We start from the raw sequence: 26,835 nt of genomic DNA, 5'->3' as shown, positions 1-26,835 counted from the left end.
CCTTCTTTTTTGGGCCGCCTGCCCGGGGGCCGCGTGTCTGGGGCCGCCTGCGGCCGGGGTCGTCTACAATGCGGGCTGCCGCGCCATGCCCGGCAACCATCCCCGTCCGATCCGGCTCCGTCTTTCCATTCGTCGTCTTTTCCCATGGCCCTGTTTTCCATTACCGACGCCCAGCTCGCCTTCGGGCACGTGGCTTTGCTCGACCACGCCGATTTTTCGCTGGAGTCCGGCGAACGCGTGGGCCTGATCGGGCGCAACGGCTCGGGCAAGTCCTCGCTGCTGAAGATCGTGGCCGGGCTGTCGGCGCCTGACGATGGCCTGATCGCACGCCAGAGCGGTGTGACCAGTGCCTACGTGCCGCAGGAGCCGCAGTTCGAGCCGGGCATCACCGTGTTCGACGCGGTGTCGCAGGGCATGGGCGATGCGCATGACCTGCTGGTGCGCTACGAGGCCGCGGCCGATCGCGTTGCCGAGCACCACGACGACGAAGCCGCGCTGGCCGAACTGCACCGGCTGCAGTCCGAGCTGGACGCCGCCGGCGCCTGGCAGCTGCGCACCCGCGTGGAAACCACGCTGGCCCGGCTGGGGCTCGATTCGCACACCCGCGTCGACGCGCTCTCCGGCGGCCTGCAGAAGCGCGTGGCGCTGGCGCAGGCGCTGGTCGCCGAACCCGACATCCTGCTGCTGGACGAGCCGACCAACCACCTCGACGTGGAGGCGATCCGCTGGCTGGAAGACCTGCTGCTCGCCTTCCGCGGCAGCGTGCTGCTGATTACCCATGACCGCGCCTTCCTGGACCGCGTGGCCACTCGCATCGTCGAGCTGGACCGCGGCCGGCTGGTGTCCTTCCCCGGCAACTTTGCCGCCTACCAGGCGCGCAAGGAAGAAATGCTGGCCGCCGAGCAGGTCGAGCAGGCCAAGTTCGACAAGCTGCTGGCGCAGGAAGAAGTGTGGATCCGCAAGGGCGTGGAGGCGCGCCGCACGCGCAGCGTATCTCGCATCCAGCGCCTGGTGGCGATGCGCACCGAGCGCGCCGCGCGCCGCGAGGTGCAGGGCAACGTCAAGCTGGAGGTATCGCAGGCGGACCGCTCCGGCAAGATCGTGTCCGAGCTGACCGACGTGAACAAGGCCTATGGCGACAAGGTGGTGGTGCGCGATTTCACCGCCACCATCATGCGCGGCGACAAGGTTGGCCTGATCGGCCCCAATGGCGCCGGCAAGACCACGCTGCTGCGGCTGATCCTGGGCGAGCTGGCGCCCGACAGCGGCACGGTGCGCAACGGCAGCAACCTGCAGGTGGCGTACTTCGACCAGATGCGCACCGCGCTTGACCTGGAAAAATCGCTGGCCGACACCATCAGCCCGGGCAGCGACTGGGTCGAGGTCAACGGGCAGCGCAAGCACGTGATGAGCTACCTGGGCGATTTCCTGTTCGCGCCGGAGCGCGCGCGTTCGCCGGTCAAGTCGCTGTCGGGCGGCGAGCGCAACCGCTTGCTGCTGGCGCGGCTGTTCGCGCGGCCGGCCAACGTGCTGGTGCTGGACGAGCCGACCAACGACCTCGATATCGATACGCTGGAGCTGCTGGAAGAACTGCTGCAGGACTACAGCGGCACGGTGTTCCTGGTCTCTCACGACCGCGCGTTCCTGGACAACGTGGTGACCTCCACCATTGCCGCCGAGGGTGAAGGCGTGTGGCGCGAGTCGGTGGGCGGCTATTCCGACTGGGTCGAGCAATCGGCCCGTGCCGCGGCGATCCATGCTGCGCGCAAGCCGGAGCAGAAGGCGGCCGAGCCGGCCAGGGGCAAGGAGTCGCGCGAGGCGCGCGGCGCCAATCGTTCGGTCAAGCTGTCATACAAGGAGCAGCGCGAACTCGACGGCCTGCCGGAGCGCATCGCCGCGCTGGAAACCGAGCAGAAGACGATTTCGGCGCAGCTGGAGGATGGCTCGCTTTATGTCAGCGACGCGGCCAAGGCGGCGCAGCTCGCAACGCGGCATGATGAGATCGAGATGGAATTGCTGGAGGCGTTGGAGCGGTGGGAGGTGTTGGAGGGGAAGGTGAAGGGGGAGGGGATATAAGGAGCGACAGGCTCTCGGCTTGTTCAAGCGCCGGTGTCGCTGTTGGTGACATGCTGTCGGCTGTTTTAGCGTCTTGCTATCGCTGTTGATGACATGCTGTCGGCCGTTGAACCGCCTGGTTCCGCCCTCCTGGGCGGGTCACTTTTTGGCCGAGCGCCAAAAAGTAACCAAAAAGCGCGTCGCCTGCGGCTGGCTGAGCCAATTTGGCGCTTTTGGTGATATTGGCGATTTTGGTCTCAGTGAGGCGTGGTCGCGATTCCAGCCTGCTACGCCAGGTGAGTGAGTGTGGGTGCCTGACGATTCCCGACTTTTGAACAATCCCCAGGACGGGCGTAGGCCGCCTGCTGCCTGCGGTATCGCATCATCGCCTACGGCTGCGCTGCGCGCGGCTCAGTCTCGCCGGTGAAATGCTCGGGCACGGACCTGCATCGCTGCGCTCGCAGGGCGCTGTTGGTGACCGAATCGAAATCGGCCGCTCTGCCACCTTGGGCCCGCGCGTAGCGCAGCCGAAGGCGTCCCACCGATGAGGCTCCTAGCAGGCGGCCTACGCCCGGCATGGGGATCGTTCAAGAGCCGGTTAACGCCAGGCACTATCCCTAACTCACCTGGCGTTAGCAGGTTCGAACGGCCACCCAAGCCCAAACGGAAATCACCACCGCCCGAACTACCCACACCGCCAAATTGATAGCCAGCCGCTCAGGCGACGCGTTTTTTGGTTACTTTTTGTCGCTCGGACAAAAAGTGACCCGCCCAGGAGGGCGGAACCAGGCGGTTCAACGGCCGACAGCATGTCACAAACAGCGAAAGCGGCGATTCCACGGGCTGCCCAACCTCACCCACACCAAGCCAACACCATATTGGTCAGATCGACCATAAACGAAGGCCGCAAATACCCCACGAACCCAAGCACCAACACCCCCGCCAGCACCGCCAGCCCAGCTGCCTTCGCCATGGTCACACGGCCCGCCGCCATCACGCCGCCGCCGGCTGGGCACGCACCAGCGCCTGCTCCCGAATCGGCAAATTGACCAGCGCCGCCAGCACCCCAAGCCCGATCGAGATCAGCCACACCGTGTTGTACCCGCCGGTACGGTCATAGAGATAGCCCCCCAGCCACGCCCCCAGGAAACTGCCGATCTGGTGCGAAAAGAACACCACGCCCGACAGCATCGACAGGTACTTCACCCCGAACACCTGCGCGATGATGCCGTTGGTCAGCGGCACCGTCGACAGCCACAGGAACCCCATCAGCGCTGCGAATACCCAGGTGCTCGCCACCGTCAGCGGCAACAGCAGGTAGCCGGCGATCACCACGGCGCGCGCCAGGTAGATAAACGCGAGCAGGTAGCGCTTGGGCAGCTGCTGCCCCATGGCCCCGGCGGTATAGGTGCCGAACACATTGAACAGACCGATCAGCGCCAGCGCCACCACGGCCACCTTCGGGTCGGTCAGGCCCTGGTCCTTCAGGTACGGCGCAAGGTGCACGCCGATAAACACCACCTGGAAGCCGCACACGAAGTAGCCCAGCGTCAGCAGCTGGTAGTTGCGGTTGCCGAAGGCCTCGCGGATCGCCTGGCCGATGGTCTGGTGCTGGCCGGCGCCGTGCGCCATCTCGCTCGGTTCGCGCAGCGTCAGCGCCAGCGGCAGCATCACGCAGGCCATCAGCGCCATCACGTACAGCGCGTTCTGCCAGCCCAGGCCGGAAATCAGCCCCTGCTCCACCGGGATCATCAGGAACTGCCCGAACGATCCCGCCGCGGCGGCGATGCCCATCGCCCACACGCGCTTCTCGGGGCTGGCCACGCGGCCGATCACGCCGTAGACGATGCTGTAGGTGGTGCCGGACTGGGCGATACCGATCATCACCCCGGCGCCGGTGGCAAAGGCCGTGCCGCTGGTCGCCAGCGCCATCACCACCAGGCCCGCCACATACAGCGCCACGCCGACCAGCATGATGCGCAGCGCGCCGAACTTGTCGGCCAGCGCGCCGGCGAAGGGCTGGCTGGCGCCCCACATCAGGTTCTGCAGTGCCAGCGCGAAGGCGAAGGTCTCGCGGTTCCAGCCGTGCGCCTGCGTGATCGGCAGGTTGAACAGGCCGAAGCCGTGGCGGATGCCCATCGATAGCGTGACGAGCAGGCCCCCGCACACCAGCACGGTGGTCAGGGAAAGTTGTCGGTTTTGCATGTCTTGGCTCGGTGTGCGGCTGGCCGCGCGGTGGCGCGGCGCCGGCATGGATTGTCTGTGCTTGTTGTGAACCGTGCCGGGACGGCAATCTGGCTTGCCGTGGGCGGGGTGGTGGCGAGTTTACCCCGGACGCGGAAAACGCGTACGCCACCCGCTTAATGCCGGCGGCGCGGCAGAAAGTGGCGGCGCCGCGGCAAATGCGGCGCGGGCCCCGGCGGCAGCCGCAAGCGTTTTTCCGCGGGAATACCGCCCCGCGCATCCATTACAATGCAGTGCCCGGTGCCCCGGCGCGTGCACAGTTGTACGCCCGCGGCAGCCGGGACATCCACTTTCGTAGCGACTCCATGGCGAGCAAAACCAGTCAGTACAGCGAATCTTCCATCCGGGTCCTGAAGGGCCTGGAGCCGGTCAAGCAGCGCCCCGGCATGTACACCCGGACCGACAACCCCCTGCATATCGTGCAGGAGGTGATCGACAACGCCTCGGACGAGGCCCTTGGCGGCCACGGCTCCGAGATCCTGGTGACCCTGCACCGCGACGGCAGCGTCAGCGTGGAGGACGACGGCCGCGGCATCCCGGTGGGCATCCACCCGGAAGAAGGCGTGCCGGTGGTCGAGATCGTCTTTACCCGGCTGCACGCCGGCGGCAAGTTCGACAAGGGCAAGGGCGGCGCCTATGCCTTCTCGGGCGGCCTGCACGGCGTGGGCGTGTCGGTGACCAACGCGCTGTCGACGCAGCTGGACGTGACCGTCTGGCGCGACGGCATGAACTCGACGCTGACGTTCTCCGGCGGCGACGTGACCTCGCCGCTGGCCTCGCGCAAGCTCGAGCGCGGCGAGAAGAAGAACGGCACGCGCGTGCAGGTGTGGCCGGACGCCAGGTATTTCGATTCGGCCGCGATCCCGCAGGCCGAGTTGCAGCGGCTGCTGCGCAGCAAGGCCGTGCTGCTGCCGGGCGTCAAGGTGACGCTGGTGCTCGAGAAGAGCGGCGAAACCCAGACCTGGCAGTACGACCAGGGCCTGAAGGGCTACCTGGTCGAAGCGCTGGCGCAAGGCAGCGGCTCGGAGCTGGTGATACCGATGTTCGAGGGCGAGCATTTCGCCGATCCCGACGCCAACCCCGGCGAGGAAGGCTTTGCCGACGGCGAAGGCGCCTCGTGGGTGGTGGCCTGGACCGAGGACGGCGCGCCGGTGCGTGAGTCCTACGTCAACCTGATCCCCACGCCGGCCGGCGGCACGCACGAGTCCGGCCTGCGCGAAGGCCTGTTCCAGGCGGTCAAGAGCTTTATCGAGATGCACGCGCTGCAGCCCAAGGGCGTCAAGCTGATGAGCGAAGACGTGTTCGCGCGCGCCTCGTTCGTGCTCTCGGCCAAGGTGCTCGACCCGCAGTTCCAGGGCCAGATCAAGGAACGCCTGAACAGCCGCGACGCGGTGCGGCTGGTCTCCACCTTCAGCCGCCCGGCGCTGGAGCTGTGGCTGAACCACCATGTCGAGTACGGCAAGAAGCTGGCCGAGCTGGTGATCCGCCAGGCGCAGGCGCGCACGCGCGCGGCGCAGAAGGTCGAGAAGAAGAAGGGCTCCGGCGTGGCCGTGCTGCCCGGCAAGCTGACCGACTGCGAATCCACCGACGTGACCCGCAACGAGCTGTTCCTGGTCGAGGGCGATTCCGCCGGCGGCTCGGCCAAGATGGGCCGCGACAAGGAATTCCAGGCCATCCTGCCGCTGCGCGGCAAGGTGCTCAACACCTGGGAGACCGAGCGCGACCGGCTGTTCGCCAACAACGAGGTGCACGACATCGCGGTGGCGATCGGCGTGGATCCGCACGGCGCCAACGACGAGCCCGACCTGTCCAACCTGCGCTACGGCAAGATCAGCATCCTGTCGGACGCGGACGTGGACGGCGCGCATATCCAGGTGCTGCTGCTGACGCTGTTCTTCCGCCACTTCCCCAAGCTCATCGAGGCCGGCAACGTCTATGTGGCGCGCCCGCCGCTGTTCCGCGTCGATGCTCCCGCGCGCGGCAAGAAGCCGGCGCAGAAGCTGTACGCGCTGGATGAAGGCGAGCTGGTGGCCATCCAGGACAAGCTGGTCAAGGACGGCGTCAAGGATGGCAGCTGGCAGATCTCGCGCTTCAAGGGCCTGGGCGAAATGAGCGCCGAGCAGCTGTGGGAAACCACCATGAACCCCGACACGCGCCGCTTGCTGCCCGTGACGCTGGGCGAATACGACCTGCCGCAGACCGTGGAGATGATGAACATGCTCATGGGCAAGGGCGAGGCCGCGCAGCGCCGCAGCTGGCTGGAAGAGAAGGGCAACGAGGTCGAGGCCGATATCTGACCACTGGAGCGCCGGCCCGCGATTGGGGGGATAATCCCCCAGTCCGCAGACCAGCAGGAACGCACGATGACGACGAGACCCCCCGGCAATCCATGGCGCAGGACGGCAGCCGCCGTGCTGGCGCTGGCCGGGCTCGCCTGCGCGCCGGCGGCCCATGCCGAGCTGTGGGGCTATATCGATGCCGACGGCATCGCGCACTTTGCCGACCAGAAGCTCGACTCGCGCTACAAGCTGTTCATGAAGGACGGCGGCAAGCTCGACAGCGCGCGGCTGGCAGCGATCCAGCGCGGCAGGGCGCCAGCCGGCGCGGACGGCGCTGACGATATCGACCTCGAACAGCACAAGCTCTACCGGTACGTCGTCAACCATCCCAATATCAAGACCGTCGAGCCGCTGATCCACCAGATCGCCAGCAGGCAGGACGTCGATCCCGCGCTGGTCAAGGCGGTGATGGCGGTCGAGTCGGGTTTCAACCCGGGTGCGGTCTCGCCAAAGGGTGCGATCGGGCTGATGCAGGTGATTCCCGACACCGGCGCGCGCTTCGGCGTCAGCGCCGACCAGCGCCGCACGGTCGAACAGAAGCTGGCCGACCCGCGCACCAACATCACGGCCGGCGTGCGCTACCTGCGCTGGCTGATGCAGCTGTTCCCGAACAACCTGGAACTGGTGCTGGCGGCGTATAACGCGGGCGAAGGTGCGGTGCAGCGTTACAACAACCGGATTCCGCCGTACCCCGAGACGCGGCAGTATGTCAGCACGGTCCTGCAGTTCTACCGGTTCTACCAGCCCGCCCAGGGCGCGGGGCCCATGCGCGCCAGTGCCATTGCCGACGGGCCGCGCGTAAAGATGGTGATCGGCGGACGGCGCAATATGCCCTGACCGGCATGACCGAACCACAAGCAACCCGGCGCGCTGCTGCAATATGGCGCGCCGAATTCTTGCCTATCCATGGAACAACAAGACATCACGTTTCAACCTGAAGAGCCGGCCGATTCGCTGACGCTGGCCCGCTACGCCGAGCGCGCCTACCTCGACTACGCCGTCAGCGTGGTCAAGGGCCGCGCGCTGCCGGAAGTGGCCGACGGCCAGAAGCCGGTGCAGCGCCGCATCCTGTTCGCGATGCACGAGATGGGCCTGCGCGCCGATGCCAAGCCGGTCAAGTCCGCGCGCGTGGTCGGCGACGTGCTGGGCAAGTTCCACCCGCACGGCGACCAGTCCGCCTATGACGCGCTGGTGCGCCTGGCGCAGGACTTCTCGCTGCGCTACCCGCTGATCGACGGCCAGGGCAACTTCGGCTCGCGCGACGGCGACGGCGCCGCGGCGATGCGGTACACCGAAGCGCGCCTGACGCCGATTTCGCGGCTGCTGCTCGACGAGATCGACCAGGGCACGGTCGACTTCGTCCCCAACTACGACGGCTCGATGCAGGAGCCGAAGCTGCTGCCGGCGCGGCTGCCGTTCGTGCTGCTCAACGGCGCCTCCGGCATCGCGGTGGGCATGGCCACCGAGATCCCGCCGCACAACCTGCGCGAGGTCGCCGCGGCCACCGTGGCGATGATCCGCAACCCGAGTATCTCGCTGGCCGAGCTGCTGGCGCTGATGCCGGGCCCGGACTATCCCGGCGGCGGCCAGATCATTTCGCCGGCGGCGGACATTGCCCAGATCTACGAGAACGGCCGCGGCAGCCTGAAGGTGCGCGCGCGCTGGACCATCGAGGAAATGGCGCGAGGCCAGTGGCAGATGGTGGTGAACGAACTGCCGCCGAATACTTCCGCGCAGAAGGTGCTGGAAGAAATCGAGGAAATCACCAATCCCAAGATCAAGGCCGGCAAGAAGGCGCTGACGCCGGACCAGCAGCAGCTCAAGGCCACCGTGCTGGCGGTGCTGGACGCGGTTCGCGACGAATCCGGCAAGGACGCGCCGGTGCGGCTGGTGTTCGAGCCCAAGAGCAAGAACATCGACCAGCAAGAGTTCATCCAGGCGCTGCTGGCGCATACCAGCCTGGAGTCGGGCGCGCCGATCAACCTGGTGATGATCGGCACCGATGGCCGCCCGCGCCAGAAGGGCCTGCGCGAGATCCTGGGCGAGTGGATCGCGTTCCGCTTCGACACGGTCACGCGCCGCACGCGCCATCGCCTGGGCAAGGTCGAGGACCGCATCCACATCCTCGAAGGCCGGATGCTGGTGCTGCTCAATATCGACGAGGTGATCCGCATCATCCGCGAGAGCGACGAGCCCAAGCCCGCGCTGATCGAAGCCTTCGAGCTGACCGACCGCCAGGCCGAGGACATCCTGGAAATCCGCCTGCGCCAGCTGGCGCGGCTGGAAGCGATCAAGATCGAGAAGGAACTGAAGGACCTGCGCGAAGAGCAGGCCGACCTGGACGTGCTGCTCAAGTCCGAGACCATGATGCGCCGCCGCATCATCAAGGAGATCGAGACCGACGCCAGGCAGTACAGCCCGGAAGACAAGGATCCGCGCCGCACGCTGATCCAGGAAGAACGCCGCGCCGCGGCCGAAGTGCGCGTGATCGACGAGCCGGTGACGGTGATCATGTCGCAGAAGGGCTGGGTGCGCACGCGCCAGGGCCATGGCCACGATCCGCAGCAGTTCACCTTCAAGGCGGGCGATGCGCTCTACAACACCTTTGACTGCCGCACCGTCGACGTGCTGCTGGTGTTCGGCACCAATGGCCGGGTCTATTCCGTGCCGGTCTCCAGCCTGCCGGGCGGGCGCGGCGACGGGGTGCCCATCACCACGCTGATCGAGCTGCAGTCCGGCAGCCAGGTGGCACACACCTTTGCCGGCAGCGCCAGCCAGCGCATGCTGATCGCCACCGCCGGCGGCAACGGCTTCCTGACCACGGTGGCCGACATGACCGGCCGGCAGAAGGGCGGCAAGTCGTTCCTGATGCTGGACGACGGCGATGCCCCGCTGCCGCCGGCGCCGATCGGCGACGAGGCCACGCATGCGGCCTGCCTGTCCGGCAATGGCCGCCTGCTGCTGGTGGCGCTGGATGAGGTCAAGGTGCTGTCGGCCGGCGGCCGCGGCGTGATCCTGATGGAGCTGGAGCCCAGGGAGAAGCTGCTGCAGGCGGTGGCCGTGGGCGCGCCGGGGCTGATGCTGTCGGGCGCGGGCCGGGGCGGCAAGCCGTCGTCGCAGAAGCTGGCCGGGCAATCGCTGCTGCCGTATGTCGGCAAGCGCGCGCGCAAGGGCAAGCAGATCGAGGCGAAGCTGAAGGAGCCGAGGATCGATCCGGTGCGGGTGGAGGCGCCGGGCAACGGCAACTGAGTTTCGCCGGAGCCAGTGTTTGCTCCCCTCTCCCATTCATGGGAGAGGGGAGCAAACAGCGGGATCAATCCACCCCCACAAATCCCCCCGTCTGATGCGCCCACAACCGCGCATACAGCCCCCCATGCGCGAGCAATTCCGCATGCGTGCCGCTCTCCACGATATGCCCGTTGTCCAGCACCACCAGCCGGTCCATGCGCGCGATCGTCGACAGCCGGTGCGCGATGGCAATTACCGTCTTGCCTTGCATCAGCGTTTCCAGGCTGTCCTGGATCGCCGCTTCCACTTCCGAATCCAGCGCCGAGGTCGCTTCATCGAGGATCAGGATCGGCGCGTTCTTCAGCAGCACCCGCGCGATCGCGATGCGCTGGCGCTGTCCGCCTGACAGCTTCACGCCGCGTTCGCCCACCTGCGCCTCCAGTCCGGTATTGCCGTGGGCATCGACCAGGCCGGGAATGAACTCGTCCGCGCGCGCGCCGTGCAGCGCATTGGCCAGGTCGGCCTCGGTGCTGGAGGGTTTGCCGTACAGCAGGTTCTCGCGGATCGAGCGGTGCAGCAGCGAGGTGTCCTGCGTCACCATGCCGATCTGCGCGCGCAGGCTTTCCTGCGTGACATCGGCGATGTCCTGCCCGTCGATCAGGATGCGGCCGCTTTCCACGTCATAGAGCCGCAGCAGCAGGTTGACCAGCGTCGACTTGCCCGCGCCGGACGGGCCGACCAGGCCGATCTTCTCGCCAGGGTGCACCGTCAGGTTGACGCCCTCGATCACGCCCGAGCCCTTGCCATAGTGGAACCCCACCTGCTCGAAGCGGACTTCGCCTTGCGTCACGCGCAGCGGCTGCGCGTTGGCGCGGTCGGTGACCTTGCGCGGCACGGCGATGGTCTTCATGCCGTCCTGCACCTGCCCGACGTTCTCGAAGATGCCGTTGACCACCCACATGATCCAGCCGGACATATTGTTGATGCGGATCACCAGGCCCGTGGTCAGCGCGATCGCGCCAGTGGTGACATGCCCGGTGCTCCACAGCCACACCGCCAGCCCGGTGGTGCCGGCGATCAGCGCGCCGTTCATGGCGGTGATGGTGACGTCCATGCCGCTGACCATGCGTCCGGCCAGCCGGGTCTTTTCGGTCTGCTCGGCCATGGCGTCGCGCGCGTAGTCCTCTTCCTGCCGGGTATGGGCGAACAGCTTGAGCGTGGTGATGTTGGTATAGCCGTCGACGATGCGCCCCATCAGCCGCGAGCGCGATTCGGTGGCGATCACCGAGCGCTCCTTCACGCGCGGCACGAAGTACAGCAGCGCGGCCACGTAGCAGGCGATCCACAGCAGCAGCGGGATCATCAGCCGCCAGTCCGCCTGCGCGAACAGCACCAGCGAACTGACGGCGTAGATCACCACGTGCCACAGCGCGTCGACCGCCTGCACGGCGGAGTCGCGCAGCGAGAAGCCGGTCTGCATGATGCGCTGGGCGATGCGCCCGGCAAAGTCGTTCTGGAAGAACGACAGGCTCTGCTTGAGCACGTAGCGGTGGTTCTGCCAGCGGATCAGGTTGGACAGGCTGGGATTGATGACCTGGTGCACCAGCACGTCGTGCAGGCCGAAGAAAATGGGCCGCAGCAGCACCGCCACCACCAGCATCCACAGCAGTTCGTTGCGATGCCGGCTGAAGAATTCCGCGCCCGGCGTGGTCTGCGCCATGTCGACCAGCCGGCCGAGGAAGCTGAACAGCGCCACCTCGATCAGCGCGCCGACCAGGCCCACCAGCAACAGCAGCACGAACACGCCCCAGACTTCACGCAGGTACCAGGTGTAGAAGCGCAGGACCTGGCCTGGCGGCTCGCGGTCGGGCATGTTCCGGAAGGGGTCGATCAGTCTTTCCAGGCGACGCAACATGGCAGGTTCCCGTTGTGTGGCACGGCGCGCGCAGTCGCCCCTGTGTTGTCCTTGTGGGATCCCGGGGGCGCTTGCGGCGGATCAGACGCAACATGATACGCGCGTTGCCCAATGGAAAAGCCCCGCCAGGGGCGGGGCTTTGCTGAACTGCCATGCTGAAACTGCTGCGGCGGCAGGGCAATCAGGGATGGTGGATCACCATGTGCGTGAACGGCGGCACGTAGGCCTGCAGCGTCACGAACAGGCCCACCAGGATCGCCAGCACGATCGAGTGGAAGAACACGTAGCGCAGGATGTCGCCCTCATGGCCGTACCACTTGGTTGCGGTCGAAGCGACCACGATGGACTGCGCGTCGATCATCTTGCCCATCACGCCGCCCGAGCTGTTGGCCGACGCCATCAGCACCGGCGACAGGCCCAGCTGCTCGGCGGTGGTCTTCTGCAGGCCGCCGAACAGCACGTTCGAGGCCGTGTCCGAGCCGGTCAGCGCCACGCCCAGCCAGCCCAGCATGGTGCCGAACAGCGGGTAGAGCACGCCGGTGTGGGCGAAGGCCAGGCCCAGCGTGGCATCAAGGCCCGAGTAGCGGGTCAGGTAGCCGACGCCGAACATCGCGCAGATGGTCAGCAGCGAGTAGCGCACCAGCTTGATGGTTTCCCAGTACTCCTTGAACAGGCGCGGCACCGAGTAGCCCATCAGCAGGCCGCCGGCGATCGCCGAGACAAAGATGCCGGTGCCGGCCATCGACAGCACGTTGAAGTTGAACACGGCGCCTTCGATGACTTCCTTGGGCACCACCGGCGGCACCTTGACGATGGCCTTGTCGAGACCCGGGATCGGGAATTTCCAGGCCCACAGGCTATCCATCAGCTTCTTGAACTCGGGGATGCCCCAGACGAACACGAACACCGTCAGGATCACCCACGGCATCCAGGCCTTGGCCACCGAGATGCCGGCCGAGGCGGCGCTGGCGCGCGCATCGGCCTCCAGCGCTTCGGGGTGGTCGACCTTGGAGTCGTCGTGACGGCCGAGGATCTTGGTCGAAGTCCAGATTTCCTTCGGATGCCAGACCTTCAGGAACAGCGTCAGCGCGCCCATCGACACCAGCGCCGCGATCACGTCCACCAGCCACGGGCCGTGGAAGTTCGACACCAGGAACTGCGGGATGGCGAAGCTCACGCCCGCGACCAGGATCGCCGGCCAGATCGCCAGCATGCCGCGGAAGCCGGCAAAGGCCCAGATCAGCCAGAACGGCACGATCACCGAGAAAAACGGCAGCTGGCGGCCGATCATGGCCGACAGGTCGAGCAGGTCCAGCCCCGTCACCGAAGCCAGGCCGATGATCGGCGCGCCCAGCGCGCCGTAGGCCACCGGCGCGGTATTGGCGATCAGCGCCAGCCCCGAGGCGGCCAGCGGCGAGAAGCCAAGCCCGATCAGGATGGCGCCGGTCACGGCCACCGGCGTGCCGAAGCCGGCCGCGCCCTCGAAGAAGGCGCCGAAGCTGAACGCCACCAGCAGCAGCTGCAGGCGGCGGTCCTCGGTGATGCCGGAGATCGAGTTCTGCAGCACCTTGAACGATCCGTTCAGGGTGGTGAGCCGGTGCAGGAAGATGATGTTCAGCACGATCCAGCCGATCGGGAACAGCCCGGAGACGATGCCGAGCCCCGCCGCCTTGCCGGCCATCGCCGCCGGCATGCCGAACACCGTCGATGCGACGATGATGCCGATCACCAGCGCCAGCCCGGCGGCCAGGTGTGCCTGCATATGAAAGAACGCCAGCGCTGCCAGCAGCACGGCGACGGGAATGCCCGCGGCAATGGTCGACAGCGCCATATTGCCCAGCGGGTCATAGACTTGACTCCACACGATCGAAATCCTCCTCAGGTTGGCTCGGGGGCCCGGGCGATCTGCGTGCCCTGGGCGACCCGCTTGCGCTTTGCACCGGCGTGCGGCATCCGCCGCGCGCGGGAAAGAACCAGCGATTGTAGGAACGGGTTCCGTGTTCGCTGCCGTACATTGCGTCATGCCTGGCATGAGCCACATTCAGGGATCAGGGTTTCCCTGGGGCATTACAGAGCACGTGGGACGTACCCGGCACACCGGCCAGAGTACTCTAAACGGCGCCTGTTGCAAAAGTATGCCTGCCTGCGCGTGGCCTGGATGACTGGCTCGGCAGCCATGGCGGGGACTGGCGCGAGCGCGGTGGAGCGGCGCATACTGGCGTTCGCCATGACGCGGGCGCTGTCCGCATCCCAATATCGAACGAGGCTGCCCCATGACTGAATTCCTGCCCGCGTGGCCGCTGCTGACCGCCTTCGTGCTGGCCAGCCTGGCGCTGGCCATCACCCCCGGCCCGGCCGTGGTCTATATCGTGACGCGCACGCTGGCGCAGGGCCGGCAGGCCGGGCTGGCGTCGATCGGTGCGGTGGCGCTGGGCAACCTGGGCAACGCCATCGGCGCCTCGCTGGGGCTGGCGGTGCTGTTCTCGGTGTCGGCGCTCGCGTTCTCGGTGGTCAAGTACGCAGGTGCGGCCTACCTGATCTGGCTCGGCATCCGCGCGCTGCGTGGCGGCGCTGCGGCGGCGGACGGCGGCACGCCCGAGGTGGCGCAGCGCAGCCTGCGCCAGGTGATGCGCGACGGCTTCGTGGTGGCGCTGCTCAACCCCAAGACCGCGATCTTCTTCGCCGCCTTCCTGCCGCAGTTCATGAACCCGGCCGGCTCGGCGCTGGCGCAGAGCCTCGCGCTGGGCGTGGCCTTCGTGCTGATCGCCGCCACCACCGACGCCTGCTACGTCATGGCCGCGGCCGCGGTGATGCCGGCGCTGCGCCGCGCCGGGCGGGCACGCGCATTCGGCCGCTACCTGACGGGGGCGGCGTTTATCGGGCTGGGGATCTTTACGGCGACTTCGGGCTCGCGTGCCGCGAAATAGGCAGCTAGAAGCAGAGGAAGGAAAAACTGCCGCCGCTCAGCGCAGCGGCAGTTCCAGAATGCCGCCGGCGGCAGGGCGGGCACGCATTGCCGCCAGCCAACGCTGCAGGTCGGGCCGCGGCTGGTGCTGGATCGGCAGGCCCATCCAGCGGTGCGCGGCGCAAGCCAGCGAGATATCCGCCATGGTGAAGCGGTCGCCGCCGATGAACTCCCGGCCCGCCAGCGCCTTGTCCAGCAGCGCCGCCAGCCGCTCGGTGCGGGCGCACGAGGCCTGGATGGCGGCTTCGTCGCGCTCGCCGTCGGGCGTGCGCACCAGGTTCAGGAACGCCGTCACCATGGCCGGGCTGAAGGCCGTGGTCTGCCAGTCCATCCAGCGGTCGGCCGAGGCGCGCGCCTTGACGTCTTCGGGCCACAGCGTGCCCTCGCCGTAGCGCGCGCACAGGTAGCGCACGATCGCGTTCGATTCCCACAGCACGAAGGGCTCGCCGCCCACGTCCGTGCCGCGGAAGTCCTCGATCACCGGGATCTGGCGGTTCGGGTTCAGGCGGACATAGGCCTCGGTGTCGAGGTCGCCCTTGTTGACGCCGATATCGACGCGCTCATGGTCCAGGTGCAGCTCGCGCGCGCACCAGACCACCTTCTGCACGTTGATGGAGGAGAGTCGGCCCCAGATACGCAGCATGTCGGCTCCTGGAATGCGCGCGCCCGTTCGGCGTCAGGCCGCGCGCGCTTGCCTGGCGGCAGCGGCGGCGATGGACTCGCGGAACAACTCGCCCAGGATCGCCACGCCCTGCTCGATGCGCTCGGGCGGCACAGTGACGAACGCCAGGCGCAGCGCATTGCGCTTCGGGTTGCTGGCGTAGAACGGCGCGCCCGGCACATAGGCCACGTTGCGCTTCACCGCTTCTTCCAGGATAGCCATGCTGTCCAGCCCTTCGGGCAGCTCCATCCAGATAAACATGCCGCCTTCGGGCGTGTTCCAGGTCACGCCTTCCGGCATATGGCGCTTGAGCGCGTCCAGCATGGTCTGGCACTGCTTGCTGTAGAGCTCGCGGATGGTCGGGATATGGCGGTCGAGCAGGCCGTCGCGCACGGTCTCGTAGGCCACGCGCTGCGTGAAGGTCGGCGTATGCAGGTCCGATGCCTGCTTGGCCTGGCACAGCTTGAAATGCAGCTCGGGCGGGGCGATCACGTAGCCCAGGCGCATGCCGGGAGCCAGGATCTTCGAGAACGAGCCCATGTAGATCACGCCGTCAGGATTCATCGACAGCAGCGTCGGCAGCTGGTCGCCGGTGTAGCTGAGCGCGCCGTACGGATCGTCTTCCACCACCAGCACGCCCAGCTCCTGCGCGCGCGCCACCAGTGCCTGGCGGCGCTCCAGCGGCAGGCGGCGGCCGGTCGGGTTCTGGAAATTGGGCAGGGCGTACAGGAAGCGCGCGCCGGCGGTCAGCTCGGGCGTCAGCGCCTCGGGCACCAGGCCCTTGTCGTCGGTCGGAATCGAGACGAACTCGGGTTCGAACAGCGAGAACGCCTGCAGCGCGCCGAGGTAGCTGGGGGTTTCCACCATCACCTTGCTGCCCGGGTCGATCATCACCTTGGCGATCAGGTCCAGCGCCTGCTGCGAGCCGGTCACGATCAGCACGCGCTCGACGCCCACGCCGTGGCGCTTGGCGATGAATTCACGCAGCGGCAGGTAGCCTTCGGTGGCGGCGTATTGCAGCGCCGCCTGCGGGTTGTCGGCGAATACGCGGGCCGTCGCTGCCTCCATGGCCGCTACCGGGAACGATGCCGGCGAGGGCAGGCCGCCGGCGAAGGAAATGACTTCCGGACGCTCGGTGACCTTGAGGATTTCGCGGATGGCCGAGCTGGTCAGTTGCTGCGCCCGGCGGGAGATGGCCCATTTCATGATGTGTCTCTTGTGGTCTGGGAGGGTGTTTCTGTGTGGCAAGGCCGGCCGGTGGCGGTCGCCCGGGCCGCCGGCCGGCGGAAATTACTGCACCTCGACGATCATCTCGATCTCGACGCAGGCGCCCAGCGGGACCTGCGCCACGCCGAAGGCGCTGCGCGCGTGCTTGCCCTTGTCGCCAAAGACTTCGGCCAGGAACTCGGAAGCGCCGTTGGTGACCAGGTGCTGCTCGGTGAACTCGGTGGTGGAGTTGACCAGGCTCATCACCTTGACGATGCGGGTGACGCGGTTCAGGTCGCCCACGTGCGCGTGCAGCGTGGCCAGCAGGTCGATGGCGATGGCGCGCGCGGCGGCCTTGCCCGATTCGGTGTCGATGTCCTGGCCCAGCTTGCCGGTCCATACCTTGCCGTCCTTGCGGGCGATATGGCCCGACAGGAATACGGTATTGCCGGTCTGCGCGGCCATCACGTAGGCGGCGGCAGGGGCGTTGGCGGTCGGCAGTTCGACGCCGAGGCGGGCAAGGGTGTCGTAGACGGACATGCGTTGGACTCCTGGTCAGTGAATGCGTCCTGGAAGGACAGGGGACGTTTCCGGGGCGGCGGCAGGTGCGCTCTGGCGCACGGCGGCGTTGCGGCCGAGGGCCACGACAGCGATCACCGCCACCGCGAAGGCGATGGTGGGGGCGTCAAGCGGCTCGGCCAGGATCAGCGCGCCCCCCGCCAGCGTCAGGAACGGCTGCAGCAATTGTATCTGCCCGACGCGGGCCACGCCGCCTTTTGCGAGGCCGGCGTACCAGAAAAGGAAGCCGACAAACATCGAGAACACCGAGACATAGGCCATGCCGGCCCAGGCACGCGGCGACGCCGCGGCGATCGCCGGCAGGTCGCGCAGCGCCAGCCAGGCCACCACCGGCACCAGCACCGGCAGCGACGCCACCAGCGCCCAGCTGATCGTCTCCAGCCCGCCCAGCTCGCGCGACAGCTTGCCCCCCTCGGCATAGCCCAGTGCGCCCAGCACCACCGCGGCAAACAGGTACCAGTCGGCGTGCTGCAGGCCGCCGGCGCCTTGCCAGGCGGCAAAGCCGACCACCAGCGCGCTGCCGGCCACGGCCGACAGCCAGAACGCCGGCGACGGCCGTTCGCGCCCGAACCAGGCCGCGAACACGGCCGTGACCAGCGGCAGCAGGCCGACCACGATGGCGCCGTGGCTGGCCGGCACCTCGCGCATCGCCAGCGACGAGAACACCGGGAAGCCGGCCACCACGCCCAGCGCAGTCACCGCCAGCCGTTGCCACTGGCCGCCGCGCGGGCGGCGTGCCGCGGCCAGCGCGCCGCGCATGGCCAGCAGCGCCAGCGCCAGCAGCGCGGCCAGGACGGCGCGCGCCAGCGCGACGAAGATCGGGTCCAGCTCGGCCACTGCCATGCGCGTGAACGGCAGGGTCTGGCTGAAGATGGCCACGCCGATGAAGCCGAGCAGCATGCCGCCTGAATGGGGCGCGGCCGGTATGGAAGCAGGCGAGGAAGTGTGCGAGGGAGCGGACATGGTTGGCGTCTTGTGTTCTTGTCGTTCGGTTCAATGCACGCCGGGCCGGGCGCTGACAGCGATCCACAGCGCGGTCAGCGCCAGAGCCGCGCCCATGGCACGGTTAAACCAGCGCACGCGCTCGCCCTCGCGCAGCCATTGCCGCAGCGCCGCACCCAGCGCGCCGTACACGCCGTTGCTGACGAAGCCCAGCAGTGCGAATACGCCGCACACCAGCAGCAGGCGCTGCAGCGGCGCGGTGGCGCCGGCCATATAGGACGCCGCCACCGCCAGTGCCAGCATCCACGCCTTGATGTTGGCGTACTGCAGCACCGCCGATTGCCACACGTTCAGCGGCCGCAGCACCTGCCTTTCGGCCAGTGTCGTGCCGCGCGCGATCTTCCACGCCAGCCACAGCAGGTAGGCCACGCCGGTTAGATGCACCGCCGATGCCAGCGCCGGCTGGCCGAGGACCAGCGCGCCCACGCCGACCGCGCACAGCGCCAGGATGCTGGCAAAGCCGAACGCTACGCCGACGCAGTGCGGCAGCGTCGCGCGCAGGCCGAAGTTGGCGCCGGTCACCGCGGCAATGGCGGTGTTGGGGCCGGGCGTGAACAGGCCGACCGTCAGCAGCGTCAGCAGGGCCAGGAACTGCGCCGCGGTCAGGCCGGTGAGCAGGCCGGAGGTCACGGCCGTCATGCGAACGCCACCACGACGCGGCGGTTGGTGCGGCTCTTCTTCTCGATTTTGGTTACCGCCACGGTGCCGATCTCGCTGGTATTGCCCACATGCGTGCCGCCGCAGGGCTGGCGGTCGACGCCGGGGATCTCGACGATGCGGATGCTCGAGGTCCCCGCCGGCGGCGCCGCGCCGATGGTGCGCACCAGTTCCGGCTGCGCGGCCAGCTCCTGCGGCGTGATCAGCGTGATCCGCACCGGCGTTTCCGCGCGGATCAGCGCGTTCAGGCGCTCGGTCAGGCCGGCCTTGTCCAGCGTCGACTCCGGCAGGTCGAAGTCGATCCGCGCCGAGTCCGGCGAGATGCCGCAGCCGGTCACCGGCACCGGGATCAGCGAGCCCAGCAAATGCAGGCAGGTATGCAGGCGCATCAGCCGGTGGCGGCGCGCCCAGTCGATGGTGACCGTGACGCGCTCGCCCACGCGCGGCAGCGCGGCGTCCGGCGCAGGCATATGCAGGATGCGGCTGCGGTCTTCGGCATAGATCGTGTCGACGATGGTCACGGTGCGGCCGTCGGGCAGCGCCAGCGTGGCGGTGTCGCCGGCCTGGCCGCCGCTGCGCGCGTAGCACACGGTCTCGTCCAGTTCGATGCCTTCTGCGCTGGCCGCCAGCACGGTGGCGGTGCAGTGAACGAGATAGGGATCGTCGTCGAAACGCTTGCGGGTCGCGGACATCGGTGTCTCCTTGGGATTCTTGTTGCTTGTCTGGTCTGGCTAGCGCAGCGTGCGGATGCCCTGCGGGGTTTCGATCTCGGCCGACAGTTCCGGCTGGCCGTCGCCCTGTTCGATCGCGATCAGGTGGTCCGCGCCCAGCCAGGCCAGGCCCTGCCGCAGCAGTTCGGCGCGTGGATGGCGCCCGGACAGCTTGCGCAGCGCCAGGTCCTGCCGCGGCAGGCTGATGCCAGGGTAGGCGGCCACGTCCCACTGGATCAGGCTGGGGAGCAAGCCGTCGCCGGCGGCATCGGCCTCGCCTTGCCAGCCGGGCAGGGCGCCGTCTTCGGGCACCGTGATGCGCCAGCGCAGGTCGCCGCGCGTCATCGGGATCACCGGCGCGATCCGGGCCGGGTATTGCGACTGCCACAGCGTCAGGTCGGCGGGGCGCTCGACGCGGGCGGCCCAGTGCAACAGGAACGGACCGTTCTCCAGCCGTTGCCGTACCGCCTCGGTGTCGAGGCCGAACCAGCGCGGCCGCGCTGGCGCGGCGGCGGCCGGGTCGATCGCGATCACTTCCAGGTAGATGCCGCCGAACATGCCGAGCACGCGGTTGTGCGTGCCCATGGCGGCATGCGCACCGCCACCCTGGGGAGCAATCCCCAGCAGGTCGGCGACATGGGCGGTGCCGGCGTCCAGGTCGGGCGCGGCGATGACGAGGTGGTCGAGGGCGAGCTTCATCTTGGCTTGATGGTAGACAAGGTAGTCGGTACAGTACCGGTACAGTTCTGCGTATCGTCTTCAGTACAGTTGCAGGAGCAGCACATGGATGCGAACACCAGGGACGCGGATACCACCGCCGCGAATCCCCAGCAGCATAGCGGAAGCGGCGCGCGCGGCACCTCCGCCAAGGCCGGCGGACGCCCGCTGCGCCTGGTGCTGCCGCCCACCGAGCGCCTGCCCGACCCGATCCCGTCGGCCCAGATGACGCTGGTCGAGCAACTGACCGAATGGGCCCGCATGCGCATAGACGAACGCGTGTTCCGCGCCGGCATGCGCATGCCGTCGATCCGCCAGCTGGCGCAGGAAAAGGGCATCTCGCGCTTTACTGTGGTGGAGGCTTATGAGCGGCTGGTGGCGCTGGGCTACCTGGAATCGCGCCGCGGCTCGGGCTTCTACGTGCGCGAGCGTGCGCCGGCCGCGCCCGCGGCGCCGGTGTCGTCCAACGCGGCCGAGGCGCGCAATATCGACGTCACCTGGCTGCTGCGCAGCATGTTCCATACCGCCGAGGCGCACAAGGCGCCGGGGCTGGGCTTCCTGCCCAACGAATGGCTCGATGGCGAGCTGATCGCCAGCGCGCTGCGCGGCCTGGGACGCCAGCCGGGCAACCATTTCCTGGCCAGCGGCACGCCGCAAGGCTTCCTGCCGCTGCGCCAGCAGCTGCGCACCCGGCTGGAGGAACTGGAGATCCGCGCCGGCGCCGAGCAGATCGTGCTGACCTCCGGCATCACCCAGGCGCTCGACCTGATCGCCCGGCTCTACCTGCAGCCCGGCGACGCTGTGCTGGTCGGCGACCCGGCGTGGTTCGTGATGTTCGCGCGCTTTGCCGCGCAGGGCGCGCAGGTGATCGGCGTGCCGTACACCGCCGAGGGGCCGGACCTGGAGGCGCTGGAGCGCATCGTGCAGGCGCGGCGGCCCAAGCTGTTCGTGATCAACTCGGTGCTGCACAACCCGACCGGCACCTCGCTGTCCGCCGCCAAGGCCTTCCAGCTGCTGAAGCTGGCCGAGCAGTACGACTTCCTGATCGTCGAGGACGATATCTACTGCGACCTGTGCCCGCCCGGCCACGCCGCCACGCGGCTGGCCAGCCTGGACCAGCTGCGCCGGGTGATCTACCTGGGCAGCTTTTCCAAGACGCTGGCGGCCAACCTGCGCGTGGGCTTTATCGCCGCGCACCCGGAGATGGCATCGGCACTGACCGACAGCAAGCTGCTGGCGGGCCTGGCTTCGCCCGAGATCAACGAGCGGGTGCTGTACAAGGTGCTGACCGAGGGGCACTACCGCAAGCATGTCGAGCGTGTGCGCACCCGGCTGGACCGCGCCCGCGACGAAACCCGGCGCGAGCTGGAGCGGCTGGGCCTGCGCCTGTTCCCGGGCCAGCATGCCGGCATGTACCTGTGGGCCGATACCGGGCGCGATACCAACGCGATCGCCACCGCGGGGCACGAAGAGGGCTACCTGTTCGCCCCCGGCAGCCTGTTCTCGCCGTCGCAGATGCCGTCGGGGTGGATGCGCTTCAATGTCGCCAGCAGCGGCGACCCGGACATGCTGCGCTTTCTCGGGCGCCAGCTGGAACGGCTCTGAGCCCTCGTTGCCCTGCACGCGTTACATTCCCCGGGCCTTGAAAAATGGCCCGGGCGGCCCTATTTCTGGCGTCACCGGCCCCCGACGGCCACCCGACCATCCCAGATTCGCCTGTTTTCGAGATTCAAAAGGAGAACCATGACCGCACCGCACGAGACGATGAGCTTCCAGGCGGAAGTGAAGCAACTGCTGCACCTGATGATCCACTCGCTGTACAGCAACAAGGAAATCTTCCTGCGCGAGCTGGTCTCGAATGCTTCGGACGCCACTGACAAGCTGCGCTTCGAGGCGATCGCGAATCCGTCCCTGCTGGAAAACGACGCCGACCTGGCCATCCGCATCGAGGCCGATGCCCAGGCGCGCACGCTGAAGATCACCGACAACGGCATCGGCATGAGCCGCGACGAGGCCATCCGCAACCTCGGCACCATCGCCCGTTCGGGCACCAGGGAATTCTTCCAGCAGCTGTCCGGCGACCAGCAGAAGGACGCCGCGCTGATCGGCCAGTTCGGCGTGGGCTTCTATTCGGCCTTTATCGTCGCCGACAAGGTCACGGTGGAAACCCGCCGCGCCGGCGTGGGCGCCGAGGAAGCCGTGCGCTGGGAAAGCACCGGCGACGGCGAGTTCAGCGTCGACGCGATCGCGCGCGCCGAGCGCGGCACCACCATCACGCTGCACCTGCGCGAGGGCGAGGACGATTTCCTGTCGGCCTGGCGCCTGAAGAGCATCATCCAGAAATACTCGGACCATATCTCGCTGCCGATCCGCATGCCCAAGGAAGTGTGGGACGCCGAGGCCAGCAGCTACAAGCGCACCGACGAGTGGGAAAGCGTCAACCAGGCCAGCGCGCTGTGGACCCGCAACAAGTCCGACATCACCGACGAGCAGTACACCGCGTTCTACCAGCACATCGCGCACGACAACGAAACGCCGCTGGCCTGGACCCATAACCGCGTCGAAGGCCGCAGCGAATACACCCAGCTGCTGTACATCCCGGCGCGCGCGCCGTTCGACCTGTGGGACCGCAACCACAAGGCCGGCCTGAAGCTGTACGTCAAGCGCGTCTTCATCATGGACGACGCCGAGCAGCTGCTGCCGGGCTACCTGCGCTGGGTCAAGGGCGTGGTCGATTCCGCAGACCTGCCGCTGAACGTATCGCGCGAACTGCTGCAGGAAAGCCGCGACGTCAAGGCGATCCGCGAAGGCTGCACCAAGCGCGTGCTGTCGATGCTGGAAGCGCTGGCCGACAGCGAGGACCAAGCCGAACGCGCCAAGTACGACACCTTCTGGCAACAGTTCGGCCAGGCGCTGAAGGAAGGCACCGGCGAGGACCAGGCCAACCAGGAGCGCGTGGCGAAACTGCTGCGCTTTGCCTCGACCCACAACGACACCGCCGAGCAGAACGTGTCGCTGGCCGCCTATGTCGGCCGCATGAAGGAAGGCCAGGACAAGATCTACTACGTCACGGCCGATACCTGGTCCGCCGGCAAGAACAGCCCGCACCTGGAAGTGTTCCGCAAGAAGGGCATCGAAGTCCTGCTGCTGACGGACCGCGTCGATGAATGGATGCTGTCGTTCCTGCGCGAATTCGACGGCAAGGAACTGGTGTCGGTGGCGCGCGGCGACCTCGACCTGGGCAAGCTGGCCGATGAAGCCGAGAAGGCCGAGCAGGAGAAGGCCGAGGCCGACTGGAAGGACGTGGTCGAGCGCGCCAAGACCGTGCTGGCCGGCAAGGCCAAGGACGTGCGCGTGACGCTGCGCCTGACCGAGTCGGCATCGTGCCTGGTGTCGGACGAGGGCGACATGAGCGGCTACCTGCAGCGCCTGCTCAAGCAGGCCGGCCAGAAGGCGCCGGACGCCCAGCCGATCCTGGAGCTGAACCCGGAGCATGCGCTGGTCAAGAAGCTGCGAGATCTTCCGGAGGGCGATGCCTTCAGCGACCGCCTGCAGGTGCTGTTCGACCAGGCGCTGCTGGCAGAAGGCGGCATGCTGGAAGACCCGGCCGCCTACGTGCAGCGCGTCAACAAGCTGCTGGCCTGACGGCCGGCGACCGACGCAGCGGCCCCGAAGCAGGTAGTCGGGGCCGCTGCGTTTCTGCCATGCCAGACCCCATCCCGCCCCAGGCCGACCTGCACCAGGGCCTGCCGCCTGTCATCGACCGCAACACCCGCGTGCTGGTGCTGGGCAGCTTCCCCGGCGCCGCCTCGTTGGCCGCGCGCCAGTATTACGCCCATCCCCGCAACCAGTTCTGGCCGCTGATGGCCGCGCTGACCGGCGAACCGATGCCGGCGCTGCCGTATGCCGAACGGCTGGTGCGGCTGCTGGCGCATCGCATCGGCGTCTGGGACGTGCTTGGGGCGTGCATGCGCGAAGGCAGCCTGGACAGCAATATCCGCTACCCGCAGGCCAACGATTTCACACGGCTGCGCCAGCTGGCGCCGGCGCTCGAGCGCATCGGCTTCAACGGTGGCACATCGGGACGGTTCGCGCCGCAGTTTGCCGCGCAGGGGTATCAGACGGTGGTGCTGCCTTCGTCCAGCCCGGCGCACGCGGCGCGCAATTTCGAGCAGAAGCTGGCGCTGTGGCGCGCGCTGATGGCGTAGCGCCGCGGCCCTGCGCGCGGCCGGCGTGCCCGGGAACATGGCTGCGCCGGCGTTTCGAATGCGGGCGAGGCAATGTGACGCCCGCCGGATTGCCGTGTGCCATCGCGCACCTATACTGGATCAGGGTGACAGATGATTCGAAACCGAGGGTATCGGTCGCTCCTTGTTGTGCGCCTTGCGGCTCCCACTTTCGGACGCAAGGCGATGTCGCATCGGAAGTGAGCGCAATGCGCAGGCGAGGAGGCAATCATGTTCAAGCATCTCCTGCTGGCGGTCGATGGCTCCGACCTGTCCGAATCCGCATTCCGCAAGGCACTTGTGCTGGCGCGGGAGATGGGCGCCCGTGCCACCGTGGTGCGCGTCTGTCCGAACTACCATGTGTTGACCTACCAGGTCGAAATGCTGGAGGACACCCGCGAGACCTACGTCAAGCAGGCCTGGGAAGACGCAACCCGCTACTTGCGCGGCCTGGCCGACGAGGCCGGCGCAGCGGGCGTGGCCTGTGACACGACCTACGCGGTCAATGACCATCCGTACGAGGCCATCATCAAGGCGGCCGAGGACAAGGAATGCGACCTGATCGTGATGGCGTCCCACGGGCGGCGCGGGGTCAAAGGGTTGGTGATCGGCAGCGAGACCCTCAAGGTGCTGACCCACAGCAAGATCCCGGTGCTGGTCTACCGGTAGGCGCGCGGCCGCCGGCCCGCGCCGTGGGCTAGCGCCGCCGCATCCGCGCCGCCAGGCGCGGCAGCGGACCGGCCGATATCCGGCCCGTCAGCCCGGATGCGCAGCGGCGTGCCGGGCGGCACGCGCAGCCGCATCACGGCCATGACGTCGCGCGCGTTGGCCGAGCCCGAGGCGGTCGCCAGCATGATGCTGCTGGCAAAGCGGCTGGCGGCCAGGCTCAGGCGTGCGGAACTGCGGCCCTGGAAGATCAGGCCGGCGAGCCCGTCGATCGTTGCTTCTACCACAGACAGTCACATCCACACGGCGGCCGGGGCTGTGGCGCCAAGAGCGCATTGCAGTGCCTGCCGATCGTCGCGCCGGATCCGGGAAACTGGATTTGGGCAGCACGCTTCTGGCATCCTGAGGGCCTGATCCAATGCCCCGGCCGCCGCGCCCGCAAGCCACCCATGCCACTTTCCGCCTGGACCCACGAAGCGATCCGCAAGATCGAAGCCGACTTCAACCGCTCCGCCGATACCCACCTGATCCCGCTGGACCTGCCGGGCTACCCCGACATCCGTGTCTACTTCAAGGACGAATCCAGCCACCCGACCGGCAGCCTGAAGCACCGGCTGGCGCGCTCGCTGTTCCTGTATGCGCTGTGCAATGGCTGGCTGCGTGAGGGCAGCACGGTGGTGGAAGCGTCCAGCGGCTCGACCGCGATTTCAGAGGCGTATTTCGCCAGGCTGCTAGGGCTGCCGTTCGTGGCGGTGATCCCGGCCGGCACGTCGCGCGCCAAGGTCGAGGCGATCGAGTTCTATGGCGGGCGCTGCCACCTTGTCGACAGCCCGTCGGAGATCTATGCCGCGTCGCACCGCATCGCGCAGGAAACCGGCGGCCATTTCATGGACCAGTTCACCTACGCCGAGCGTGCCACCGACTGGCGCGCCAACAACAATATCGCCGAATCCATCTTCAAGCAGATGGCGGAGGAGGAGCACCCGGTACCGGCCTGGCTGGTGTCCAGCGGCGGCACCGGCGGCACCATCGCCACGCTCGGCCGCTACGTCGCCTATCGCCGCCACAAGACGCGCGTGCTGTGTGCCGATCCGGAGAACTCAGTGTTCTTCGATTATTTCCGCAGCGCCCTGGCGGGCAAGCCTGAACCGGACCTGTCGCTGCCGACCGGCTCGCGAATCGAGGGTATCGGCCGGCCGCGCGTGGAGCGCTCGTTTATCCCCAGCTGCATCGACGCCATGCTGAAGGTGCCCGATGCGCTGTCGTTCGCCGCCATGCGCTACCTGGCCAGGCGCTTCGGCCGCCGCGTCGGCGGCTCGACCGGCACCAACTTCGTCGGCGTGCTGTACCTGGCGCAGCAGATGCGGGCGGCAGGGCAGGCGGGGGCCATCGTCGCGCTGCTGTGCGACAGCGGCGACCGCTATGGCAATACCTACTACGACGAAGACTGGTATGCCGAGCAGCGCATCGCCATCGACGCCGCCGATGCGCTGGTGGCGCGCGCGGTGAAGGGCGAGGCGGTGCTTACGCCGCAGGCGGTGGCCGGGCTGCAGCCGGCCGGCGCCGGCATTCCGGGCTGAATGCAAGGGAATCGCGCCGCCGTCTTTCTGTCAAAATGCCGGCGGCCAGCGCTTCGGCGCCGACCCTTTGCCCACTGATGACCTC

21 protein-coding genes are annotated in these 26,835 nt (G+C 67.8%); 10 read left to right on the top strand and 11 right to left on the bottom strand.

Annotated features, from left to right (window positions below; genetic code table 11):
* Window positions 1-144: 144 nt before the first annotated feature.
* Window positions 145-2,076, top strand: coding sequence for an ATP-binding cassette domain-containing protein (locus E1J61_RS04970; protein ID WP_133093041.1), 1,932 nt, complete (start codon window positions 145-147; stop codon window positions 2,074-2,076).
* A 972-nt stretch (window positions 2,077-3,048) separates the two neighbouring features.
* Here the strand turns inward: E1J61_RS04970 and E1J61_RS04965 are convergent.
* On the bottom strand, window positions 3,049-4,260 hold the full coding sequence (locus tag E1J61_RS04965; protein ID WP_133093040.1) for an MFS transporter: 1,212 nt from the start codon (window positions 4,258-4,260) through the stop codon (window positions 3,049-3,051).
* Window positions 4,261-4,604: 344 nt separating this feature from the next.
* Here E1J61_RS04965 and E1J61_RS04960 point away from each other — a divergent pair, with 344 nt between their 5' ends.
* The 3 genes from E1J61_RS04960 to parC all read left to right on the top strand — a co-directional run bounded on the left by E1J61_RS04960 (window position 4,605) and on the right by parC (window position 9,887).
* Window positions 4,605-6,596: a DNA topoisomerase IV subunit B gene (locus E1J61_RS04960; protein ID WP_133093039.1), complete on the top strand. Its 1,992-nt coding sequence runs from the start codon at window positions 4,605-4,607 to the stop codon at window positions 6,594-6,596.
* A 66-nt stretch (window positions 6,597-6,662) separates the two neighbouring features.
* Complete coding sequence (locus tag E1J61_RS04955) at window positions 6,663-7,475, top strand: lytic transglycosylase domain-containing protein (RefSeq protein ID WP_133093038.1); 813 nt, start codon at window positions 6,663-6,665, stop codon at window positions 7,473-7,475.
* A gap of 69 nt (window positions 7,476-7,544) precedes the next feature.
* Window positions 7,545-9,887 carry a DNA topoisomerase IV subunit A gene (gene parC / locus E1J61_RS04950; protein WP_133093037.1) on the top strand — a complete coding sequence of 781 codons (2,343 nt, stop codon included), beginning with the start codon at window positions 7,545-7,547 and terminating at the stop codon, window positions 9,885-9,887.
* A 64-nt stretch (window positions 9,888-9,951) separates the two neighbouring features.
* Here parC and E1J61_RS04945 read toward each other — a convergent pair whose 3' ends face one another.
* Window positions 9,952-11,781, bottom strand: a complete 1,830-nt coding sequence (locus tag E1J61_RS04945; protein WP_133093036.1) for an ABC transporter ATP-binding protein — start codon at window positions 11,779-11,781, stop codon at window positions 9,952-9,954.
* A 181-nt stretch (window positions 11,782-11,962) separates the two neighbouring features.
* Window positions 11,963-13,645, bottom strand: a complete 1,683-nt coding sequence (locus E1J61_RS04940; RefSeq protein ID WP_133093035.1) for an L-lactate permease — start codon at window positions 13,643-13,645, stop codon at window positions 11,963-11,965.
* Window positions 13,646-14,054: 409 nt separating this feature from the next.
* Between E1J61_RS04940 and E1J61_RS04935 the strand changes: the two genes are divergently transcribed.
* Window positions 14,055-14,708, top strand: coding sequence for a LysE family translocator (locus E1J61_RS04935; RefSeq protein WP_133093034.1), 654 nt, complete (start codon window positions 14,055-14,057; stop codon window positions 14,706-14,708).
* 36 nt (window positions 14,709-14,744) lie between these two features.
* On the opposite strand, the gene E1J61_RS04930 is transcribed toward E1J61_RS04935, so the two are convergent.
* The 7 genes from E1J61_RS04930 to E1J61_RS04900 form a co-directional block, all read right to left on the bottom strand.
* On the bottom strand, window positions 14,745-15,389 hold the full coding sequence (locus E1J61_RS04930; protein WP_133093033.1) for a glutathione S-transferase family protein: 645 nt from the start codon (window positions 15,387-15,389) through the stop codon (window positions 14,745-14,747).
* A gap of 33 nt (window positions 15,390-15,422) precedes the next feature.
* Window positions 15,423-16,613 carry a PLP-dependent aminotransferase family protein gene (locus E1J61_RS04925; protein ID WP_133093032.1) on the bottom strand — a complete coding sequence of 397 codons (1,191 nt, stop codon included), beginning with the start codon at window positions 16,611-16,613 and terminating at the stop codon, window positions 15,423-15,425.
* A gap of 84 nt (window positions 16,614-16,697) precedes the next feature.
* A complete protein-coding gene (locus E1J61_RS04920) occupies window positions 16,698-17,153 on the bottom strand; it encodes a RidA family protein (protein WP_133093031.1) in 456 nt (151 codons plus the stop codon).
* 15 nt (window positions 17,154-17,168) lie between these two features.
* Window positions 17,169-18,092 carry a DMT family transporter gene (locus tag E1J61_RS04915; protein ID WP_135705597.1) on the bottom strand — a complete coding sequence of 308 codons (924 nt, stop codon included), beginning with the start codon at window positions 18,090-18,092 and terminating at the stop codon, window positions 17,169-17,171.
* 93 nt (window positions 18,093-18,185) lie between these two features.
* Window positions 18,186-18,833 carry a LysE family translocator gene (locus E1J61_RS04910; protein ID WP_133093029.1) on the bottom strand — a complete coding sequence of 216 codons (648 nt, stop codon included), beginning with the start codon at window positions 18,831-18,833 and terminating at the stop codon, window positions 18,186-18,188.
* The gene (locus E1J61_RS04905) at window positions 18,830-19,543 is read right to left on the bottom strand and encodes an alanyl-tRNA editing protein (protein ID WP_133093028.1); all 714 of its coding nucleotides are present in this window, start codon (window positions 19,541-19,543) and stop codon (window positions 18,830-18,832) included. Before E1J61_RS04905 ends, E1J61_RS04910 begins: the two co-directional genes overlap by 4 nt.
* A 39-nt stretch (window positions 19,544-19,582) precedes the next feature.
* Window positions 19,583-20,260 (bottom strand): VOC family protein, encoded by a 678-nt coding sequence (locus E1J61_RS04900; RefSeq protein WP_133093027.1) that lies wholly within the window; start codon window positions 20,258-20,260, stop codon window positions 19,583-19,585.
* An 84-nt stretch (window positions 20,261-20,344) separates the two neighbouring features.
* Between E1J61_RS04900 and E1J61_RS04895 the strand changes: the two genes are divergently transcribed.
* The 4 genes from E1J61_RS04895 to E1J61_RS04880 all read left to right on the top strand — a co-directional run bounded on the left by E1J61_RS04895 (window position 20,345) and on the right by E1J61_RS04880 (window position 25,173).
* Window positions 20,345-21,883 (top strand): PLP-dependent aminotransferase family protein, encoded by a 1,539-nt coding sequence (locus E1J61_RS04895; RefSeq protein WP_133093026.1) that lies wholly within the window; start codon window positions 20,345-20,347, stop codon window positions 21,881-21,883.
* Between the two features lie 138 nt (window positions 21,884-22,021).
* Window positions 22,022-23,923, top strand: a complete 1,902-nt coding sequence (gene htpG, locus E1J61_RS04890; RefSeq protein ID WP_133093025.1) for a molecular chaperone HtpG — start codon at window positions 22,022-22,024, stop codon at window positions 23,921-23,923.
* A gap of 59 nt (window positions 23,924-23,982) precedes the next feature.
* Window positions 23,983-24,486 carry a DNA-deoxyinosine glycosylase gene (locus E1J61_RS04885; RefSeq protein ID WP_133093024.1) on the top strand — a complete coding sequence of 168 codons (504 nt, stop codon included), beginning with the start codon at window positions 23,983-23,985 and terminating at the stop codon, window positions 24,484-24,486.
* Between the two features lie 249 nt (window positions 24,487-24,735).
* Entirely contained in the window at window positions 24,736-25,173 is a 438-nt protein-coding gene (locus E1J61_RS04880; protein ID WP_133093023.1) for a universal stress protein, read from the top strand.
* Here E1J61_RS04880 and E1J61_RS04875 read toward each other — a convergent pair.
* Window positions 25,164-25,457, bottom strand: a complete 294-nt coding sequence (locus tag E1J61_RS04875; RefSeq protein ID WP_133093022.1) for an HPr family phosphocarrier protein — start codon at window positions 25,455-25,457, stop codon at window positions 25,164-25,166. The two genes, E1J61_RS04880 and E1J61_RS04875, sit on opposite strands and share 10 nt — an antisense overlap.
* Before the next feature lie 162 nt (window positions 25,458-25,619).
* On the opposite strand from E1J61_RS04875, the gene E1J61_RS04870 reads away from it, so the two are divergent.
* Window positions 25,620-26,750, top strand: a complete 1,131-nt coding sequence (locus tag E1J61_RS04870; protein WP_133093021.1) for a PLP-dependent cysteine synthase family protein — start codon at window positions 25,620-25,622, stop codon at window positions 26,748-26,750.
* Window positions 26,751-26,835: the final 85 nt, after the last annotated feature.

Origin of the sequence: Cupriavidus sp. L7L (assembly GCF_004353535.1) — a bacterium.
Classification (GTDB): Bacteria; Pseudomonadota; Gammaproteobacteria; order Burkholderiales; family Burkholderiaceae; genus Cupriavidus; species Cupriavidus oxalaticus_A.
This window is presented reverse-complemented; position numbering and strand designations above follow the sequence as displayed.